Raw genomic sequence first — 19384 nt, 5'->3', positions numbered from 1 at the left:
AGCCCTCCTCAAGATGAAACTTCCCATCACGTTAAGTGAGTAAGATCCCTCAGAGACGATGAGGTTGATAGGTCCGAGGTGGAAGCGTGGCGACACGTGGAGCTGACGGATACTAATCGATCGAGGACTTAACTAACCCACAACCACGTTGAATGTCGACTAACGCTCTTATTTAGTTTTCAGGGTACAAATTTTTCAAAAACCCTTGCATTTTTCATCAAAAATGCCTATAATGATTCTTGTCCGTCAAAACGGACAATCAATCAACAGCATATGACAAAAGGGAGTTCGGTTAATTCCGTTCACATCCTGTGAACAATACCGGATAATCGACATCGTGTAGGTCTGGTAGCGATAGCGGAGAGGTCACACCTGTTCCCATGCCGAACACAGTAGTTAAGCTCTCCAGCGCCGATGGTAGTTGGGGTCTAACCCCTGCAAGAGTAGGACGCCGCCAGGCAATAAACAAGAGGCTGATTTCAAAATGAGATCAGTCTTTTTGTTTTATGCCAATATTTTTAAGCTGTTTAAACATGCAAAAGGGTTTTTCCATTAATGAAATGAAACAATAGTTGTTCAGTATTATAACCTATATAAAACGATAGATTTCACCCGTGTTTTTTACTTATTAGCCGATTATTCATGCAGATTCTGTTGTTCAGGAACCGTCATAGCTTTAAATAACTTGTGCTTTATCGAACGATTAAAGGTTTTTTACACCGATTTTTTCATTTCATATACAATGTCAGGATATATATGAGTAAGAAGGAGTGTTGGTTAGCCTATGGAGTATATAGAATATCTGGATGAACTTGTTGGGGAGAATTTCACTATTATTATGATACGCCTGCTAATTGCGTTACTCCTGTCCGGGCTTATTGGATTTGAGCGGGAATTGAAAAACCATTCAGCAGGTTTTCGGACGCATATTTTGGTAGGGGTTGGCGCTTGCCTTATGATGCTTTTATCGTTATACGGGTTTGAAGCTTTTATCCAATCATATGATAATATTCGATTCGACCCTGCGCGCATTCCATCATATGTTATCAGCGGAATCGGTTTTCTTGGGGCAGGTACTATTATAGTTAATGGCATGACGATCAGAGGACTTACGACAGCTGCTTCGATATGGACAGTTGCAGGGCTTGGTCTTGTGGTAGGGGCCGGCATGTATGCTGCAGCTGTGTTTACCACTGTTATTATTTTGCTGAGCCTGGTATTTCTGAATAATTTTGAGAAACGATTCAGGAAAGGCCATTCGAACAAAATTGAACTTACAGTTTGGCCGGGATTGGAAGTTAATCGTGTTATCTCGACGCTTGAATCGTATTCACTGACAATAAAGAAGGTTGAAATCGATCGAATCGACGACGATTTGAGAAATATTGCCGTCACGATTGACCCTGACAAAAATTTAAATCGTACCGTATTATTTGAAAACCTATCTCAGATAGAACACGTAAAAAGCATCTCATCACGAAAGTAACAGGAAGCTGGAACATAACTTATATATCCAATATAAAAGACGAACTATAATCAAGGTTAGCGGAGGAAATATGCAGAGACTCCTGCGGGAAGAGAGGCATAGGTGAGACAACGAAGTGCTTTGGCACGAGTTGGCTCAACAGCCGCCCGCGGAAAGCGAAGCATATTTCCGGAGCGGCGTATCCCGCTTCCTTTCCTAATTATCGTTCGTCTTTTCATTTATCTTTAAACCTTTTGTCCCAGCCTCTTTGACAAATGGGGTGTTTATATCGTGCGGTGTGCTTTAAGACTCAGACGTTTCATTTCGTTACAAATTGTCTAAAATAGGAATAGAATTTATTTGCATCTTCGTACATATATCGTATAATGTAATCAAAGTCAAAGTTAGTCAAAGTCAAAAACATAAGAATGTTCCCATTAAATAGTTGTAAGAGCATTCCTGTGATGGAGAGGAGGATGGTATATGCGTAACATCTCAGATATAATAGAACAGCACTTAAAGCAAATTTTAGAGTCAGCCGGTAAAGATACAATTGACATCAAGCGAAGCGAACTTGCTGAAGAATTTCAGTGTGTACCATCACAAATCAATTATGTGATTAAAACACGTTTCACTGTGGAAAAAGGATATATAGTAGAAAGTAAACGCGGTGGCGGCGGTTATATCCGAATAATACGGATTCAGCACCAGGACCGGGCTGAACTAATCGATGATATTATTGAAATGATTAATCCCGCCGTCTCCCAGCAGGCTGCGATGGATGTGCTCGAACGACTTCTGGAAGAAGAATTGGTCACTGAACGAGAAGCGAAAATTATGTTAAGCGTCATTAACAGAGAAACGCTTGCTTTTCAGCTGCCTTTGCGGGATGAAGTCCGTGCACGTATTTTAACCTCAGTTCTGTCGACCTTGAAATATTTAAATAAATAAGGGGGGGAGTCTATGGAATGCCAGGAATGTCATCAGCGTCCGGCAGCGCTCCATTTCACCCAGGTCATTAATGGGAATAAAACAGAAGTTTATGTTTGTGAAGTCTGCGCCAAAGAAAAAGGTTATATGACTTATCCTGAAGAAGGGTATTCGCTGCACCACCTGTTGTCAGGATTGTTAAATACAACATTTGAAAGCAAACAAAACCCATCAGGAAGCCCACACACGAAGGAGGAAGTATCATGTCCGCAATGTGACATGCCTCTTTCGGAGTTTAAACGCATTGGAAAATTTGGCTGTTCGACGTGCTACGAGACATTTTCTGATCACTTGGACCCTATATTCCGCCGCGTTCACAGCGGTAACATGACACATCATGGCAAGATCCCTGCGCGGGCCGGCGGAAATATACGTGTCCAGAAACAAGTCGAGGAGTACAAGGAAGAGTTACAGCGTCTGATAAAGAACGAAGCTTTTGAAGACGCTGCCAGGGTCCGTGATAAGATTAAGGAGCTGGAACAACAGACGCGGGGTGATGACAAATGACATTGCAGCAATTCATGAACGAGGCAATAAGCCCGTGGATGCGGGAAGAAGGTCCTGACAGCGATATCGTACTAAGCACCAGGATACGGCTGGCACGCAACTTTGCTCAATATTCATTTCCAATAATCGCCAACGAGAATGACCTCCAGCATATCAACACGTTTATTCAACAAGAGTACGAGGACCAATCATTTCAGGATTACCGTAATTTTTCATTTGTTCCTATTCATAATCTCACACCTATTGAAAGACGTGTCTTAGTAGAAAAACACTTGATCAGCCCGCATTTGGCAGAAAAAAATCAAGCATCCGCGGTGCTTATCTCTGAGAATGAGCAAGTGTCAATCATGGTCAATGAAGAAGACCATTTACGTCTTCAACTGTATTTTCCGGGCTTTCAGCTGAATCATGCACTTGAAAAAGTGTTTGAGCTTGATGACTGGCTGGAAGAAAAAATTGATTACGCATTTGATGAAACAAGAGGCTATCTGACGGGGTGTCCGACAAATGTGGGAACAGGCATGCGTGCTTCAGTCATGATGCATTTGCCTGCACTTTCCTGGACGAAACAGATTAAACGCATGATACCTGCCATCAATCAGCTTGGATTGGTTGTCCGGGGTATTTATGGAGAAGGCAGCGAAGCAACAGGAAATATCTTTCAAATATCCAACCAGATAACACTTGGCAAGTCTGAAGAAGATATCGTAAATGATCTGCGCAGCGTCGTCCGGGAACTGATCGAGCATGAACGAAACGCCAGAAATCACATGATGGAACAGTCGATTACACGCCTCGAAGACCGGATTTACCGTTCTTATGGTGTGTTGGCATACAGCCGGATTATCGAATCCAAAGAAGCAGCAAAATGTTTGTCTGATGTACGGTTGGGAATTGATTTAGGAATTATTGAAAATGTATCACGTAATATATTAAACGAGTTAATGGTACTGACTCAGCCAGGATTTTTGCAGCAATATGCCAAAAAAACATTGACTCCGAATGAGCGGGATGTGCTAAGAGCGTCACTCATTCGTGAACGGGTACAATTAGAGACATAGCTAGGAGGAAATTATATGATGTTTGGACGTTTCACTGAACGAGCACAAAAAGTATTGGCATTATCCCAGGAAGAAGCAGTAAGACTCGGCCATAACAATATCGGTACAGAGCATGTATTGCTTGGTCTTGTGCGTGAAGGCAACGGGATTGCTGCTAAAGCCCTCGAGTCCCTGGGTCTTGAAGTATCTAAAATACAGCAGGAAGTAGAAAAACTGATTGGCACCGGCAAACAGCCGATGCAGACAATTCATTACACACCGCGAGCGAAAAAAGTAGTTGAACTGTCTCAAGATGAAGCACGCAAGCTCGGTCATTCCTATGTCGGCACCGAGCATATTCTGTTAGGGCTTATTCGGGAAGGCGAAGGCGTTGCAGCGCGTGTTCTGAATAACCTTGGCGTCAGTCTTAACAAAGCACGCCAGCAAGTGCTTCAGCTTCTGGGAAGCAACGAATCCCAGGCTGGAAGGCAAGGCCGTGGTGCCCAGTCGTCAAATGCCAATACACCGACGCTGGATTCGCTTGCACGGGATTTGACTGAAAGTGCCAAAGACGGAAATGTTGACCCTGTTATCGGGCGCGGCAGTGAGATTGAGCGGGTAATCCAGGTGTTAAGCCGCCGGACAAAAAATAACCCTGTGCTGATTGGTGAGCCGGGTGTTGGTAAAACAGCGGTGGCAGAAGGACTTGCCCAGCAAATTGTGAATAATGAAGTGCCGGAGATATTGCGCGATAAACGTGTGATGACCCTTGATATGGGGACCGTTGTTGCTGGCACCAAATACCGCGGGGAATTTGAGGACCGTCTTAAAAAAGTGATGGAAGAAATCCGTCAGGCGACGAATATTATTCTATTTATTGATGAATTGCACACATTAATTGGTGCAGGGGGCGCAGAAGGAGCAATTGATGCATCCAATATTCTGAAGCCTGCACTGGCCCGAGGGGATCTGCAATGCATCGGTGCCACCACACTGGATGAGTATCGAAAATACATTGAAAAAGATGCCGCACTTGAGCGCAGATTCCAGCCGGTTCAAGTGGATGAGCCAACCTTGGAAGAGACCATTGAAATTTTAAAAGGGCTGCGTGACCGTTATGAGGCGCATCACCGTGTAACGATTACAGATGATGCCATTGAAGCGGCTGCTAATTTATCAAACCGTTATATTACGGATCGTTTCCTGCCGGATAAAGCAATCGATTTGATTGACGAAGCAGGATCGAAAGTCCGTCTGAGCTCGTATACGGTGCCGCCAAACTTAAAAGAACTCGAGCAGAAACTTGAAGATGTGCGAAAGGAAAAAGATTCCGCCGTACAGGGTCAGGAGTTTGAAAAAGCTGCATCATTGAGGGATTCTGAGCAGCATCTGCGCGAGGAATTGGAAGAAACGAAAAATGAATGGAAACAAAAACAAGGTCAGAAAGACTCAGAAGTGACGACTGAAGATATTGCTAAAGTCGTTTCGATTTGGACAGGTGTACCTGTGACCAGCATGACGAAAGATGAGAGCGAGCGGCTCTTGCATTTGGAAGACACACTGCATAACCGGGTCATTGGCCAGGATGAAGCTGTTAATGCAGTGGCAAAAGCGATTCGCCGTGCACGAGCAGGGCTGAAAGATCCAAAACGGCCGATTGGTTCGTTTATTTTCCTCGGTCCAACCGGGGTCGGTAAAACGGAACTTGCCCGCGCTTTGGCTGAGGCGATGTTTGCTGATGAAGAAGCGATGATTCGAATTGATATGTCAGAGTATATGGAAAAACACGCCACTTCCCGTTTGGTAGGCTCACCACCAGGATATGTTGGCTATGAAGAAGGTGGACAGCTTACGGAAAAAGTCCGTACTAAACCATATTCAGTCGTGTTACTGGATGAAGTGGAGAAAGCCCATCCGGAAGTTTTCAACATCTTGCTGCAAGTGCTTGAGGACGGACGACTGACAGATTCAAAAGGGCGTTTAGTCGACTTCCGCAACACGGTTTTAATTATGACATCAAACGTTGGGGCAAATGAGCTTAAGCAGAACAAATATGTCGGCTTTACACTCGATGAAGATAAAGAGCAGGATTATCAAGATATGAAGAAGAAAGTGACAGATGAGCTGAAGAAAGCCTTCCGTCCGGAGTTTTTAAACCGCGTGGACGAAACAATTGTGTTCCACTCACTCGAGAGAAAACACATGAAATATATCGTCAATCTCATGCTTAAACAACTGCAGAACCGCTTGAAAGAGCAGGAAATCGAATTTTCATTGACGGATAAAGCTGTCGAGAAGATTGCCAATGAAGGGTTTGACCCGGAATATGGTGCAAGACCGCTGCGCCGGTCAATTCAGAAAAATATAGAAGATCTTATGTCTGAAGAACTGCTTCAGGAAAACTTTAAGAAAGGCGAAAAAGTAAAAATCGGCTTAAACAACAAAGGCGAATTTACAATTTTGTCCTAGACAATGAAAATAGTTAACTGACATGAAAAGTGCCTGGAACAAAAGGTTCAAACGTAAATTAAACGACGAACGATAAGATAGGTTAGCGCAGGAAATATGCGTAGACTCCTGCGGGAAAAAAGGCTTAGGCTAGACCCCGAAGTGCCTTGGCACGAGGGGGCTTGCCAGCCGTCCGCTTCCTCTTATTGTTCGTCGTTTATGTTTTATTCAAAAGTTATGTTCCACACTCTTTTCGGCTCTAACAGAACCTGTCGTCTGGTAATACAAGCGCTTTGTGGAATAATTATGGAATAAACTTTATGAAAATGATAGACTGCTGTAACCTTCATGTGATGTCATTCGTATATAATAGAGACTATAAGCGAAGGGGAAGGATCGTATTGGCTAAACGCAAAATGAAGTATGTTTGCCAGGAATGCGGCTATGAATCTGCTAAATGGATGGGCAAGTGTCCTGGCTGCAATAACTGGAATACACTCGTTGAAGAAATGGAAGCATCTCCCGCAGGCAACAGGCATACAATGACGAGAGATACCAAAACGAAACATCAGCCTGAAAGCATAACGTCGGTCGAAACACAAAAAGAACCGCGTATGACAACGTCAATGAATGAATTTAACCGTGTGCTTGGCGGCGGCATTGTACCGGGGTCATTGGCTTTAATTGGCGGGGATCCGGGAATCGGAAAGTCCACATTATTGCTGCAAATATCATCTCAGTTAGCTGATAAGCATTTGCCTGTCTTATATATATCAGGGGAGGAGTCTGTCCGGCAGACAAAACTTCGTGCAGACAGGCTTGGTGTTACGTCAGATTTATTATATGTTTTAGCCGAGACAAATTTATTTGATATCGTCAACCAAATTGAACAAACAAAACCTGCATTAGTCGTGATTGATTCAATCCAGACGATTTACCGTGAAGAAATATCAAGTGCTCCCGGAAGCGTTTCTCAGGTGCGTGAAAGCACAAGTGAACTGATGCGTGTAGCCAAATCAAATGGCATCCCTATCTTTATTGTCGGCCACGTCACCAAAGAAGGTGCGATTGCCGGACCGCGTATGCTTGAGCATATGGTTGATGCTGTGCTCTATTTTGAAGGGGAACGTCACCATACTTACCGTATTGTACGCAGCGTGAAGAATCGTTTTGGCAGTACGCACGAAATGGGTATTTTTGAAATGAAAGAGGAGGGTTTGCGGGAAGTTATGAACCCTTCTGAGATATTTCTGGAGGAACGTTCACAGGGAGCTGCCGGTTCGACAGTCGTTGCTTCGATGGAAGGGACGCGCCCTGTTCTGGTTGAGATACAGGCGCTGATTTCGCCGACAAGTTTCGGCAACCCGCGGAGAATGGCGACCGGCATTGATACGAATCGTGTGCCGCTTTTGATGGCGGTATTGGAGAAACGTGTGGGACTGATGCTGCAAAATCAGGATGCCTATATTAAGGTTGCCGGGGGCGTTAAACTTGATGAACCAGCCATTGATCTTGCTCTGGCTGTCAGCATAGCATCCAGCTTCCGGAATCAGCCGACGAAACCAGAAGATATTGTGATTGGCGAAGTTGGGCTGACCGGTGAAATCAGGCGTATTTCCCGCATTGAACAGCGCGTGCAGGAGGCAGCCAAACTAGGTTTTAAACGCGTTGTGTGTCCTCAGAAAAATCTGGAAGGATGGACCCCCCCTGAAACAATTGAGGTTATCGGCGTCAACACAGTACAGGAAGCCCTGGATGAAGGGCTGGTCCGCTAAATGGAAAGCCGGCCCCGCAGTTGACGGCCCCTGTTTCGTGCATAAAAGTGCGGAACGTCAGCATGTACAGATTGACATTTTAGTAAAAAGTGTGATATTATATATTATTTTCTAAATTGACTCATTTTAACAGTTATGGTAGGCTTTTAGTGTTAAGCTATATTTCATCTGGACATCGATGGTTATTATACAGAAAATGGGTAATAATAAATGGTAGGAGGTGAGCAGTGGTGCTAAAAAAGATCGTCCATTTATTTTTCATTATTAGTGGAGGTACCATTGGATATTTGTATGTTCCGGATATTGTCAACATGCTTGAATTTACCGACGCAACATGGGCCGCATCCCCTTATTTAGGCATGATTTCAGGTGCAATTATATTATTTGTTTTATCTTATTTTATCGCGGGACATATTGTCGGGTTTTTACGTTGGGTGGAAGAAGCTTTGATTCGAGTGCCGGTCGGGGACTTGCTTATCGGCAGCCTGGGCTTGATAGCCGGATTGTTTATTGCTTATTTGGTAAACATACCGCTGACTGATATTAATATTTATCTTGTTTCGCAGGTGCTGCCGCTCTTTATTACAATTTTGCTTGGCTATTTAGGCTTTCAGGTTGGCTTCAGACGACGGGATGAAATCATTAGTTTACTTAATTTCAATCGCAAAGAGCGCGAGAAAAAGCGGTCCTCAGATGGTGAGACACCGCAGGCGAAAAAACAGCCCAAATCCAAAATTTTGGATACGAGTGTGATTATCGACGGGCGTATCGCCGATATCTGTCAGACAAACTTTCTTGAAGGCACGATTGTTATTCCGCAGTTCGTTCTGGGTGAGTTGCAGCATATTGCTGATTCCTCGGATGTTTTGAAGCGAAACCGCGGTCGCAGAGGGCTTGATGTTCTTAACCGGATTCAGAAAGAATTGCCTGTAGTTGTCGAGATTTATGAAGGTGATTTTGAGGATATCCCGGAAGTTGACAGTAAACTGATTAAACTTGCAAAAGTTATCGACGGTATTGTTGTCACCAACGATTTTAATTTAAATAAAGTTTGTGACTTGCAGGAAGTCCCGGTGTTGAACATTAATGACTTGGCGAATGCCGTTAAACCGGTTGTTCTTCCGGGTGAAGAACTCATGGTTCAAGTGATAAAAGACGGCAAGGAACAGAATCAGGGCATTGCCTATCTGGATGATGGCACGATGATTGTTGTCGAAGAAGGTCATGATTATATCGGCAAAAAAGTTGAAGTACTGATTACGAGTGTGCTGCAGACTTCTGCGGGCAGAATGATATTTGCCAAACCAAAATTACTTGAAAAAGCGCAGTAAACACGGTATAACTTATAGAGGAACCATAAAAGTGATAACGTCCGCTGTTATCACTTTTAATCGTGTTTAAAAGACGAATGTTGTAACATAATGCAAAACGGTGACATTGCAATGTTGATTTCTTTTCCGGGATCATAGGAAGCAATGCCAGACTACTTAACTAAAGGAAGGGGTACCACCATGACGAACCAGGTCCGTGTACGTTATGCGCCGAGTCCAACAGGTCATTTGCACATTGGAAACGCCCGCACCGCCTTATTCAATTATTTATATGCGAAACACTTCGATGGAAAGTTTATTATCCGGATTGAGGATACCGATGATAAGCGGAATGTAGAAGGCGGAGAAGAAAGTCAGATGTTGTATCTGAAATGGCTCGGCATCGAATGGGATGAAGGTGCTGATGTCGGCGGTGATTATGGTCCGTACCGTCAGATGGAGCGGCTTGAAATATATCAGAGATACGTTGACGAACTTCTTGAAAGAGGGCTCGCTTACAAATGCTACATGACGGAAGAAGAGCTGGATCAGGAACGCGAAGAGCAGCGCGCCAAAGGCCAGGTGCCAAAATACTCCGGTGCACATCGCAACTTAACCCAGGAACAGATTGAAGCGTTCGAACAGGAAGGACGTAAGCCAAGCATCCGTTTGCGTGTGCCCGAAAACAAATCATATACGTTCAATGATATTGTACGCGGTGACATTACCTTTGAATCCAGTGATTTTGGTGACTGGGTCATCGTTAAGAAAAATGGTGCACCAACTTATAACTTTGCGGTTGCCATTGATGACCACTTGATGGAAATTACGGACGTACTGCGCGGGGAAGAGCATATATCAAACACACCGAAGCAGATGATGGTTTATGAAGCCTTTGGCTGGGATGCGCCTAATTTTGGTCATATGACACTCATTCTGAATGAAGAACGTAAAAAGTTAAGCAAGCGGGATGAGCACATTTTGCAGTTCATTGAACAGTACCGCAATTTAGGTTATTTGCCTGAAGCGCTGTTTAATTTCATTACATTGCTTGGCTGGTCGCCTACAGGGGAAGAAGAAATCTTTACGAAGGACGAGCTGATAGAGATCTTTGATCCTGAGCGATTATCAACATCAGCCGCCATTTTTGATCGTCATAAGCTGAAGTGGATGAACAATGAATATATTAAAGCAGCTGACACGGAGCGCATTATTGAACTGGCAATGCCACATCTTGTAGAGGCGGGCAGACTGCCGGAAAATATGAACGAAGAAACGCGTGAATGGGCTGAGAAGATCATTGCACTGTATCAGGAACAACTGCGATACGGAGCGGAAATTGTCGAATTAACTGAGTTATTCTTTAACGAAACCATTCATTACGATGAAGGTGCGATGGATGTGCTGCAACAGGAACAAGTACCGGAAGTGCTGCAAGTATTTACAGACAAGCTGATTCATTTGGATGATTTTGAGAAAGATGCTATTAAGCAGCAAATCAAGGCTACTCAAAAGGAAACCGGCCATCGCGGTAAAAAACTGTTTATGCCAATCCGTGTTGCGGTAACCGGGCAGACACACGGGCCGGAGCTGCCAATGGCAATTGAATTGCTGGGCAGAGATACGATTGTGTCACGGCTTGACCACCTTCTCAAACAGCTCGGAGCTTAATAATTCACATTTGCCGTTTAATGTAATATAGTAATAACATACAAACTGTCTTTGAGAAGTGATTTTTGAAAAGTAAAGGTTTAACCTAAGCCCATAAACTGCGACCCAGTGACAAGAGTGGTCCCTGTTTCAATCAAATATCTTTTTAGCGAAGGAAATACACGGAGACTCCTGCGGGAACAAAGGCATAGGTGAGACACCGAAGCGCGCTAGCGCAAGGGGGCTCACCAGCCGCCCGCGGAAAGCGTAGTGTATTTCCGGAGCGGTGTCGTAGCACTCAACTATTTATGTGAGCCGCATCTTTTGTAAATTGATAAGCACTAGGAGAATAGCCCGTTAAACATATTAATACTGAGCATTGACAAGGAGAAGTAGGAAACGCTCTGCTTACCCAGAGAGAATCATCATCGGCTGGAAGTGATTCTGAGCACCGTTTTTGAAATGCACCTTGGAGCCCGTTATGGAAAGCAAGTATATAACGGCGGTCCTCTGCCGTTAACAGAGATGAAGCCGGGAGAAAGCCGATTTTCTCCAAACAGAGTGGAACCGCGTTATAAGCGTCTCTGTGTAATCGTTACACAGAGACGCTTATTTTTTATAACATAAATGAGTCTGAAGATAGAGATAGAAAAAAAGACCTTGGAGGGGAGGGCTTTCAATGAGCATTTTTAAGCGACTGAAAGAAGATATGGATGTTGTGTTTGAGCAGGATCCTGCCGCACGGTCATATATAGAGGTGTTTTTGACATATTCGGGTTTGCACGCGATATGGTCGCATCGTGTAGCACACTTTTTCTTTAAGCGCCGCATGTTTTTTATCGCACGGGCAATCTCACAACTGAGCCGATTTTTCACCGGTATTGAAATTCATCCGGGCGCCCAAATCGGGAGAAAATTTTTCATCGACCACGGCATGGGCGTTGTCATCGGTGAAACGACAGAAATCGGTGATAATGTCACGCTTTTTCAGGGCGTGACACTGGGTGGTACAGGCAAAGAAAAAGGCAAACGTCACCCGACAGTCCTTGATAACGCCACCGTCACCACCGGTGCAAAGGTACTGGGGAACATCACAATTGGATACGGCTCTAAAATTGGTGCCCAATCGGTTGTTTTAAAAGATGTGCCCGACCATTCGACGGTTGTAGGTGTACCAGGGACTGTTGTCGTCCAGAATGGGGAAAAGGTACGTAATAGCAACAACCTTGATCATCACAAAATTCCCGATCCGGTTGCTGATCGCTGCGACAGGCTGCAGCAGGAAATTGATGTACTTAAAGAGGAGATCGAAAAGTTAAAGGAAGTGAAGCACAATGGCAATCACGATTTATAATACACTGACACAGGAGAAAGAACCCTTTAAACCGCTTGAAGACGACAAAGTGCGCATGTATGTATGCGGTCCGACGGTGTATAATTACATTCATATCGGAAACGCCCGCCCGGCAATTGTGTTTGATACCGTTCGGCGCTATTTTGAGTACAAAGGGTATCAGGTCGATTACGTTTTAAACTTCACGGATGTGGATGACAAAATTATTAAGGCGGCCAATGAATTGGGTGAGCAAGTGCCGGATGTGGCTAACCGGTTCATTGATGCTTATTTGGAAGATATCGGCGCGCTGGGTGTCAAGAAGGCGACTTATAACCCGCGTGTAACAGAAACAATGGATGACATTATTGACTTCATTGCCAATCTGATTGATAAAGGCTATGCCTATGAAGTTGATGGCGATGTTTATTTTAAACCGCGTTCCTTTGACGGCTACGGTAAATTATCACACCAATCAATCGATGAATTGAGGTCAGGGGCACGGATTCAAGTCGGTGAGAAAAAAGAGGACCCGCTCGATTTTGCTTTATGGAAAAAAGTAAAAGAAGATGAAATCGCCTGGGACTCCCCATGGGGACAGGGCCGCCCGGGCTGGCATATTGAATGCTCGGCCATGGCTAAAAAATATCTGGGAGAAACAATCGATATTCATGCAGGCGGTCAGGATCTGACGTTTCCGCATCATGAAAATGAAATTGCGCAATCAGAATCCATGAACGAAAAACCGTTTGCTCATTATTGGATGCATAACGGGTATATTAATATTGATAATGAAAAAATGTCCAAATCGCTTGGGAATTTTGTCCTGACACGTGATATTATCAACCAGCATGATCCGCAAGTCGTCCGGTTTTTCATGCTGAGTGTTCATTACCGCAATCCAATCAACTTTACAGAAGAACTGCTGCAAGGATCTAAAAACAGCCTGGATCGGGTCAAAAATGCTTATTTGAATCTGGAGCACCGCAAAGCAACAAGTATGAACTTAACACATCGTTCAGATGTGTGGCACGAAACGATTGATAATTTAAATGAACAATTTGAAGCTGCTATGGATGACGATTTGAATACGGCTAACGCCATATCTGTTTTATTCGAACTGACGAAAGAAGCAAACCGTTATCTTGATGAAAAGCAAACATCAACCGCTGTGATTGAGACATTTCAGGAAAGCATCGATACGATTTTGAATGTGCTTGGCATCCAAATTGAACACGAGAAAGAACTGCTGGATGAAGAGGTTGATGCGTTGATCAAGGAGCGGACAGAAGCACGAAAAAATCGTGATTTTAACCGGGCTGATGAAATTCGTGATACGTTGAAAGAGAAGAATATTATTCTGGAGGATACGCCGCAGGGCACGCGGTGGAAACGAGGCGACAATGAATCTTGATGTCAAGCAGATGAAAAGCCTGGCGCTTGCATACATGGGGGATGCCGTTTACGAAGTTTATGTAAGGGAACATTTGTTAAGAAACGGTAAAGTAAAACCGAACCAGTTGCATAAAGAAGCTGTCACGTTTGTTTCGGGAAAAGCTCAAGCCTCGGTCATTAAGCAATGGCTGGAAAATGATGCTTTGAGCGATGAAGAAGAAAAAGTCGCAGCACGAGGACGCAATGCTAAATCGGGTACAATCCCGCGGAATATAAGCGTCCAGGCATATCGTTACAGCACTGCGTTTGAAGCGCTGATCGGCTACCATCATCTGCTGGGCAACGAGAGAAGACTGGAGGAACTTTTGCAGGCATCAGTGGCGTTTATTGAAGGGAGGCAAGGCTGACATGGATCAGGAAATCATTATAGGAAAAAATGCCGTTATCGAAGCGCTTGAATCCGGAAGACCGGTCAATAAAGTATTGGTCTCAGAGCATCTTAACAAATCGATGGTAGGAAAGCTGCAGTCATTAAGCAAAAATGCCGGAACAATTTTGCAAAAGACGCCTAAATCAAAACTCGATAAAGTGGCTTCCGGAAACCATCAGGGTGTCATTGCCTATGTCGCCTCCTATACCTACGCATCGCTTGAAGATTTATTTTCCAAAGCCGAAAACAGCGGGGAAGCGCCGTTTTTAATTGTGCTTGATCAACTTGAGGATCCGCATAACTTAGGGTCGATACTGCGAAGTGCAGATGCCGCAGGAGCACATGGCGTCATCATTCCAAAGCGCCGGTCGGTCGGTTTGACCGGGGCTGTGGTCAAAACGGCTGCAGGGGCACTCGAGCATATCCCGGTAGCCCGCGTTACGAACATTGCCAATACAATTGATGAGCTGAAAGATCGCCATATATGGGTTGTTGGAACCGAAGCAGATGGAACTGAAGATTACCGCTTGCTTGATGGCACGATGCCGATTGCGCTCGTGATCGGCAACGAAGGCAAGGGAATGAGCAGGCTGGTGACAGATAAATGTGATTGGACGGTCAATCTTCCAATGCGTGGGCAAGTGTCATCTTTGAACGCTTCGGTTGCCTGCAGTCTGCTGTTGTATGAGGTATACCGCAAAAGGTTTCCGGTTGGTGAATAGCGATGAATGTTCTGGTGGTGGACGGCTATAATATTATTGGTGACTGGGAAGAATTGAAGCGAATCAAGCAGACAGATATCGGACAGGCCCGTGACCGCCTGATTGAGCTGCTTGCGGACTATCAGGCATTTACCGGCATGCGCGTCATTATCGTATTCGACGCCTATTACGTAAAAGGTATTGAAAGCAGGCTTAAGGAACACAAAGTTGAAATTATTTATACGAAAGAAAATGAAACGGCTGATGAGTGTATCGAACGCATCGTTAAAGAGCTCAAAAATGTGATCAATCAAGTGTATGTCGCAACATCTGATTATGCTGAGCAGCGGACAATTTTTGGACGGGGTGCTCTAAGGATTTCAGCGCGAGAATTATATATTGAATTAAAAGATATCGATCGGGAAATTAAGCAGGAAATTCAGCAGCATCAAAATGTAAAACCGAAAACCAAAATCCCGTTGGACCAGCATATATTGGATAAGTTTGAAAAATGGCGGCGCGGGGATGAATAACGTTTCGACTGCTTGTGACATCTTCAGCACGTATTCAACTAATAGATTTTTATATTAATGTCTCAGTTTTTTACTGGGGCTTTTTGAATTCGGGCTTTTTACTTCCGTTATTATGAATAACGCGTCTGATTGCTGATGCAGAAAGTTTCAGCCTGCCCGGAGCAACTATAAAATGTCAACTGGATACGTCGGTTTTTCTATCAAATGGGGAAGCGCCGCGAGATTCGATGTTGACTAGTGTGAAGCGCTTACTGTATAATACCTTTAATCAACAGCGGTGAAGCCGGGGGGTTTTTCAGGTGAGTGTTAAGCTGGCTGAGGCAGATAAGCGTAGCTTGGAATTGCTTGATGATAATGACGTTATACAGTTAATCCACCAAGGAGACAGTCATGCGCTGGACTTTTTAATTCATAAATACATCAGTTACGTACGTGCAAAAGCACGGACTTATTTTATCATTGGGGCTGATAAAGAAGATATTATCCAGGAAGGCATGATTGGTCTATATAAAGCAATTCGCGATTATGACGGGGACAAGCTTTCTTCGTTTAAAGCATTTGCCGAGCTGTGTGTAACCCGGCAGATTATCACTGCTATTAAAACGGCAACCAGGCAGAAACACGCCCCGCTTAACTCCTACGTATCATTGGATAAGCCAATTTATGATGATGAATCTGACCGGACACTATTGGATATAGTTGCTGAGTCAAAAACCTTTGACCCACAGGAATTACTGCTCAAGCGAGAAAGATTTACAGACATGGAAGGAAAGCTGTCAGAACTGTTGAGCAGCCTGGAAAAAGAAGTGCTCCGTTTATACATGGACGGATGCTCCTATCAGGAAATCTCAGTTAAATTAAAACGTCATGTCAAATCGATCGATAATGCTTTGCAGCGCATTAAACGCAAATTGGAACAATTGCTGGAAACGAAGGAAGCAGGAACTCCTTGAGCCGTTGACACATAAATCTATGAATGCTACATTAATATGAGTGAAAAACCCTATGATGGGGTGGTGCGTTGAATAAAAAAGCTGTGCTGGCATGTACCATTTGTGCGAGCCGTAATTATACAACCAGCAAAAACTCAAAGAACCCTGAACGCTTGGAAGTGCGCAAATATTGCAGAGTTTGTGGCAGTCATACATGGCACCGTGAGACAAAGTGATCGGTATTCTTCGGCAAGAGAGTGGAGGGACAGACGTGAAAATTGGCAAGTTTTTTAAAGATGTAGCACGGGAAATGAAGAAGGTCTCTTGGCCAAAAGGCCGCGAATTAACGAGTTATACGATAACAGTACTGTCAACAGTAGCTTTTGTAGCAGTTTTTTTTGCTGTTATTGATCTTGGTATTTCGCAATTCCTGAATATGTTTTTTTAACCGCATATATTGAATAAACTGGCTGAGATTATGCTATAATGGAATAAGATATATTTTGAATTGAAAACCCGGGGAATATCGGGTTTTTTAATATGGGCTGATTTTTCAGCGAGGTTAACTATAAGCTATAAAAATAAGGGAGGGAAGGGCAAGTAAATTTGTCCTGATCAGATGGAAAAAAATTGGTATGCTATCCATACGTACTCCGGGTATGAAAACAAAGTGAAAACGAATCTGGAAAAGCGTGTAGGGACCATGGGTATGGAAGACAAGATCTTTCGTGTGCTTGTTCCGGAAGAAGAAACGACAGAAATTAAAAACGGTAAAAAGAAAGTTGTTAAGAAAAAATTCTTCCCTGGTTATGTGCTGGCAGAGATGGTCATGACGGATGACTCGTGGTATGTTGTGCGCAACACGCCCGGAGTGACCGGTTTTGTGGGGTCGAGCGGCCACGGGACAAAGCCGACACCGCTTTTGCCCGACGAAATCAATTTTGTTCTGAAGCAGATGGGCATAAGTGAAAAACCTGCCCAAGTTGATTTTGAGCTGAAAGAAAATGTACATGTTACGGACGGGCCGTTCAGCGGTTTCACGGGTACAATTGAGCACATAGATGCTGATAAACAGAAAGTGAAAGTGCATGTGAACATGTTCGGACGGGAAACACCGGTCGAACTGGAATTTCCACAAATCGAAAAACTGTAACAAACGCCGAAACAGCTGTGGATGCCTGCAGCTGTTTTCAATCGTTCAGCAAGCTGGTCATTATGTCGCACTTCACATCCATTTCGATGCAGGTAACACTATTCCAGGTGAAAACAATCAAAAAATAAAACTTGCCCTTGCATAATTTGATAATACATGCTAAAATTCTTTTGTTATTTACGTCCCTGATAAAAGGGAATTGGTAATGTTGAGTGGGAGGGGCCTAACCCTATTACCACATCACGGACTTTAAGGAGGTGTGTCTCGTGGCTAAAAAAGTTATTCAAGTTGTTAAATTGCAGATTGAAGCTGGAAAAGCGAACCCAGCACCGCCTGTTGGACCTGCATTGGGTCAAGCTGGTGTCAATATTATGGGATTCTGTAAAGAATTTAACGCAGAAACACAAGATCAGGCTGGTACAATTATACCTGTTGAGATCACAGTATTTGAAGATCGTTCATTTACGTTTATTACGAAAACCCCGCCTGCAGCTGTATTGCTGAAACAAGCGGCCGGAATTGATACTGCATCAGGTGAGCCTAACCGCAGCAAAGTTGCATCCGTAAAGCGGGATCAGATTCAGGAAATTGCTGAAACAAAAATGCCTGATTTGAACGCTGCCGATCTGGATGCTGCTATTCGCATGGTTGAAGGTACTGCGCGCAGTATGGGCATTTCAATAGAAGACTGATGCCAGTTGAAACATTAATCAATACAGGTTGCGTTAATGGATTCCACATTCGCAACTTTTTTCATGAAAAATACCGGAGCTTTATGTTTTGTCATAATTCCAGCTGAAATGGCCGGCGTTATGACCGAAGCTCAGGGCATTTTTCAAGTGGGAGGTCTTACCGCTATAAACCACAACCTGAGGAGGAAACAAAATGGTAAAAAGAAGTAAAAGATATCAAGAAGCTTCTAAGCTGATTGATCGTTCAAAATCATATGAAGCTGAAGAAGCGGTTGCATTGCTGAAAGATACAGCGAAAGCAAATTTCGATGAAACAGTCGAAGCTGCGTTCAGACTGGGCGTTGACCCTAAAAAAGCTGACCAGCAGATCCGCGGAGCAATGGTGTTGCCGCACGGAACAGGTAAAACCCAGCGCGTATTGGTGTTCGCAAAAGGCGATAAAGCAACAGAAGCTGAGAACGCCGGCGCAGACTATGTTGGGGAACAAGACTTAATCAACAGCATCAACCAAGGCTGGTTTGATTTTGATGTCGTCGTTGCGACACCTGACATGATGGCTGAAGTTGGTAAACTTGGCCGGGTGCTTGGACCTAAAGGTCTTATGCCAAACCCTAAAACAGGTACCGTCACATTCGACATCGAAAAAGCCGTTAACGAAATCAAGGCCGGTAAAGTTGAATACCGTGTTGATAAATCTGCAAATATTCACGTGCCGCTTGGAAAAATCTCATTCGATAACAGTAAACTGGTTGAGAACTTTGAAGCGATTGCTGATACACTTGCCAAGGCTAAGCCACAGGCATCGAAAGGTGTTTACATGCGCAATGCTTCGATAACTTCCACGATGGGTCCCGGAATAAGAGTGGATGTTTCACCGTATCGCGGTTAAGAGACAGCCGGTACCGCAAATCGGTTGAGAGGTCAGTGCAGGTTATTTCACCTCAGTGAAATTTCAGCTTGACTTATTCAGAATGATTGGGTACAATGACTTGAGTTACAGGATGAATACGTTATACCGTAGACAGCAGGT

Annotated in this window: 19 protein-coding genes, 2 rRNA genes and 2 other annotated features (1 of these 23 running past the window's edge); all 21 genes read left to right on the top strand. The window is 44.0% G+C overall.

Annotated features, from left to right (window positions below; translation table 11 throughout):
* Positions 1-136, top strand: a 23S ribosomal RNA gene (locus tag BMZ22_RS15770); the annotation flags it as partial.
* Positions 137-344: 208 nt separating this feature from the next.
* A 5S ribosomal RNA gene (gene rrf / locus BMZ22_RS15765) occupies positions 345-460 on the top strand.
* A 324-nt stretch (positions 461-784) separates the two neighbouring features.
* Entirely contained in the window at positions 785-1486 is a 702-nt protein-coding gene (locus BMZ22_RS15760; protein ID WP_090087369.1) for an MgtC/SapB family protein, read from the top strand.
* A 462-nt stretch (positions 1487-1948) separates the two neighbouring features.
* A complete protein-coding gene (locus BMZ22_RS15755; RefSeq protein WP_090087366.1) occupies positions 1949-2416 on the top strand; it encodes a CtsR family transcriptional regulator in 468 nt (155 codons plus the stop codon).
* Positions 2417-2428: 12 nt separating this feature from the next.
* A complete protein-coding gene (gene mcsA / locus BMZ22_RS15750; RefSeq protein WP_090087363.1) occupies positions 2429-2962 on the top strand; it encodes a protein-arginine kinase activator protein McsA in 534 nt (177 codons plus the stop codon).
* Positions 2959-4023, top strand: a complete 1065-nt coding sequence (mcsB, locus tag BMZ22_RS15745) for a protein-arginine kinase McsB (protein ID WP_090087361.1) — start codon at positions 2959-2961, stop codon at positions 4021-4023. The genes mcsA and mcsB overlap by 4 nt, the downstream gene beginning before the upstream one ends.
* Before the next feature lie 15 nt (positions 4024-4038).
* Positions 4039-6471 carry an ATP-dependent Clp protease ATP-binding subunit gene (locus BMZ22_RS15740; protein WP_090087358.1) on the top strand — a complete coding sequence of 811 codons (2433 nt, stop codon included), beginning with the start codon at positions 4039-4041 and terminating at the stop codon, positions 6469-6471.
* A 380-nt stretch (positions 6472-6851) separates the two neighbouring features.
* Complete coding sequence (gene radA, locus BMZ22_RS15735) at positions 6852-8225, top strand: DNA repair protein RadA (RefSeq protein WP_090087357.1); 1374 nt, start codon at positions 6852-6854, stop codon at positions 8223-8225.
* A gap of 230 nt (positions 8226-8455) precedes the next feature.
* A complete protein-coding gene (locus BMZ22_RS15730) occupies positions 8456-9556 on the top strand; it encodes a PIN/TRAM domain-containing protein (protein ID WP_090087375.1) in 1101 nt (366 codons plus the stop codon).
* A gap of 180 nt (positions 9557-9736) precedes the next feature.
* On the top strand, positions 9737-11206 hold the full coding sequence (gene gltX, locus BMZ22_RS15725) for a glutamate--tRNA ligase (RefSeq protein ID WP_090087354.1): 1470 nt from the start codon (positions 9737-9739) through the stop codon (positions 11204-11206).
* Between the two features lie 349 nt (positions 11207-11555).
* Positions 11556-11774 (top strand) — a binding site (T-box leader).
* 90 nt (positions 11775-11864) lie between these two features.
* Positions 11865-12539 carry a serine O-acetyltransferase EpsC gene (gene epsC, locus BMZ22_RS15720; protein ID WP_177183471.1) on the top strand — a complete coding sequence of 225 codons (675 nt, stop codon included), beginning with the start codon at positions 11865-11867 and terminating at the stop codon, positions 12537-12539.
* Positions 12520-13932 (top strand): cysteine--tRNA ligase, encoded by a 1413-nt coding sequence (gene cysS / locus BMZ22_RS15715; protein WP_090087351.1) that lies wholly within the window; start codon positions 12520-12522, stop codon positions 13930-13932. Before epsC ends, cysS begins: the two co-directional genes overlap by 20 nt.
* Entirely contained in the window at positions 13922-14320 is a 399-nt protein-coding gene (locus BMZ22_RS15710; RefSeq protein ID WP_090087349.1) for a Mini-ribonuclease 3, read from the top strand. Before cysS ends, BMZ22_RS15710 begins: the two co-directional genes overlap by 11 nt.
* A gap of 1 nt (position 14321) precedes the next feature.
* Positions 14322-15065 (top strand): 23S rRNA (guanosine(2251)-2'-O)-methyltransferase RlmB, encoded by a 744-nt coding sequence (gene rlmB, locus BMZ22_RS15705; RefSeq protein ID WP_090087346.1) that lies wholly within the window; start codon positions 14322-14324, stop codon positions 15063-15065.
* Between the two features lie 2 nt (positions 15066-15067).
* Positions 15068-15577 carry an NYN domain-containing protein gene (locus tag BMZ22_RS15700; protein WP_090087343.1) on the top strand — a complete coding sequence of 170 codons (510 nt, stop codon included), beginning with the start codon at positions 15068-15070 and terminating at the stop codon, positions 15575-15577.
* Positions 15578-15876: 299 nt separating this feature from the next.
* On the top strand, positions 15877-16530 hold the full coding sequence (sigH, locus tag BMZ22_RS15695) for an RNA polymerase sporulation sigma factor SigH (protein ID WP_090087341.1): 654 nt from the start codon (positions 15877-15879) through the stop codon (positions 16528-16530).
* 83 nt (positions 16531-16613) lie between these two features.
* The gene (rpmG, locus tag BMZ22_RS15690; RefSeq protein WP_425434290.1) at positions 16614-16745 is read left to right on the top strand and encodes a 50S ribosomal protein L33; all 132 of its coding nucleotides are present in this window, start codon (positions 16614-16616) and stop codon (positions 16743-16745) included.
* Between the two features lie 41 nt (positions 16746-16786).
* Positions 16787-16957, top strand: coding sequence for a preprotein translocase subunit SecE (gene secE, locus BMZ22_RS15685; protein ID WP_090087371.1), 171 nt, complete (start codon positions 16787-16789; stop codon positions 16955-16957).
* Between the two features lie 171 nt (positions 16958-17128).
* Positions 17129-17662 carry a transcription termination/antitermination protein NusG gene (gene nusG, locus BMZ22_RS15680; protein ID WP_090087335.1) on the top strand — a complete coding sequence of 178 codons (534 nt, stop codon included), beginning with the start codon at positions 17129-17131 and terminating at the stop codon, positions 17660-17662.
* A gap of 266 nt (positions 17663-17928) precedes the next feature.
* On the top strand, positions 17929-18354 hold the full coding sequence (gene rplK, locus BMZ22_RS15675; RefSeq protein ID WP_090087334.1) for a 50S ribosomal protein L11: 426 nt from the start codon (positions 17929-17931) through the stop codon (positions 18352-18354).
* 193 nt (positions 18355-18547) lie between these two features.
* Positions 18548-19243, top strand: a complete 696-nt coding sequence (gene rplA, locus BMZ22_RS15670; protein ID WP_090087331.1) for a 50S ribosomal protein L1 — start codon at positions 18548-18550, stop codon at positions 19241-19243.
* 108 nt (positions 19244-19351) lie between these two features.
* Positions 19352-19384: a sequence feature (ribosomal protein L10 leader region), on the top strand (it continues 117 nt past the right edge of the window).

Source organism: Lentibacillus persicus (genome assembly GCF_900112705.1).
Taxonomy (GTDB): domain Bacteria; phylum Bacillota; class Bacilli; order Bacillales; family Amphibacillaceae; genus Lentibacillus; species Lentibacillus persicus.
This window is presented reverse-complemented; position numbering and strand designations above follow the sequence as displayed.

What these genes read in the sequence shown, in the direction of transcription:
- BMZ22_RS15760 (WP_090087369.1), top strand. Translation starts at nt 785, where the DNA reads ATGGAGTATATAGAATATCTGGATGAACTTGTTGGGGAGAATTTCACT.
- BMZ22_RS15755 (WP_090087366.1), top strand. Translation starts at nt 1,949, where the DNA reads ATGCGTAACATCTCAGATATAATAGAACAGCACTTAAAGCAAATTTTA.
- mcsA (WP_090087363.1), top strand. Translation starts at nt 2,429, where the DNA reads ATGGAATGCCAGGAATGTCATCAGCGTCCGGCAGCGCTCCATTTCACC.
- mcsB (WP_090087361.1), top strand. Translation starts at nt 2,959, where the DNA reads ATGACATTGCAGCAATTCATGAACGAGGCAATAAGCCCGTGGATGCGG.
- BMZ22_RS15740 (WP_090087358.1), top strand. Translation starts at nt 4,039, where the DNA reads ATGATGTTTGGACGTTTCACTGAACGAGCACAAAAAGTATTGGCATTA.
- gltX (WP_090087354.1), top strand. Translation starts at nt 9,737, where the DNA reads ATGACGAACCAGGTCCGTGTACGTTATGCGCCGAGTCCAACAGGTCAT.
- epsC (WP_177183471.1), top strand. Translation starts at nt 11,865, where the DNA reads ATGAGCATTTTTAAGCGACTGAAAGAAGATATGGATGTTGTGTTTGAG.
- cysS (WP_090087351.1), top strand. Translation starts at nt 12,520, where the DNA reads ATGGCAATCACGATTTATAATACACTGACACAGGAGAAAGAACCCTTT.
- BMZ22_RS15710 (WP_090087349.1), top strand. Translation starts at nt 13,922, where the DNA reads ATGAATCTTGATGTCAAGCAGATGAAAAGCCTGGCGCTTGCATACATG.
- rlmB (WP_090087346.1), top strand. Translation starts at nt 14,322, where the DNA reads ATGGATCAGGAAATCATTATAGGAAAAAATGCCGTTATCGAAGCGCTT.
- BMZ22_RS15700 (WP_090087343.1), top strand. Translation starts at nt 15,068, where the DNA reads ATGAATGTTCTGGTGGTGGACGGCTATAATATTATTGGTGACTGGGAA.
- nusG (WP_090087335.1), top strand. Translation starts at nt 17,129, where the DNA reads ATGGAAAAAAATTGGTATGCTATCCATACGTACTCCGGGTATGAAAAC.
- rplA (WP_090087331.1), top strand. Translation starts at nt 18,548, where the DNA reads ATGGTAAAAAGAAGTAAAAGATATCAAGAAGCTTCTAAGCTGATTGAT.